The 586-nt window shown below is 66.4% G+C and carries 1 protein-coding gene; it reads left to right on the plus strand.

All coding sequences use genetic code 11. The features are described 5' to 3' along the window. Nucleotides 1-29 precede the first annotated feature (29 nt). On the plus strand, nt 30-586 hold a 557-nt coding region (locus ACQCVD_RS15495), incomplete at its 3' end, for a helix-turn-helix domain-containing protein (RefSeq protein ID WP_426824674.1).

The following is a 586-nucleotide window of genomic DNA, read 5'->3' on the forward strand; positions in this document are numbered from 1 at the left end:
GACACGCACACCAACACCGGAGGTTCCTAGTGACACACCGTAACGCACCCCTGACCCCGACGGGTAGGGCCAAAATGATCGATCTGGTTCTGATCCACGGGTGGACCCAACGCCGGGTCGCCGAGCGCTACCAGGTCTCCGCCGCGACCGTGAACCGCTGGGTGAAACGTGCCCGCACCGGCGACCTACTCGCTGACCGCTCCAGCCGCCCGAAGTCGTGCTCTCATCGACTGCCGAAGCGGCGGGAACGCCGGATCATCAACCTGCGGTTCACCCGCCAATGGGGACCACACCGTATCGGCTACCACCTCGGCATCGCCCGATCCACCGTCGGCCGGGTTCTGGCCCGCTACAACATGCCCACACTCGCCTGCATCGATCAGGCCACCGGTCTACCCGTACGCAAAGAACCGGCGATCCGCTACGAACGCGACGCCCCCGGGGATCTGGTGCATGTCGACATCAAGAAACTCGGGACCATTCCTGACGGTGGTGGCTGGAGGGCCCACGGACGCGGATCTGCCCCAGACCGTCAGGCCGGTGTTGCCCGTGGCAGGAAGACCCGGGCGGGTGCGAACCCGGGACG

This window comes from Corynebacterium halotolerans, assembly GCF_050107895.1.
GTDB classification, from domain to species: domain Bacteria; phylum Actinomycetota; class Actinomycetes; order Mycobacteriales; family Mycobacteriaceae; genus Corynebacterium; species Corynebacterium halotolerans_B.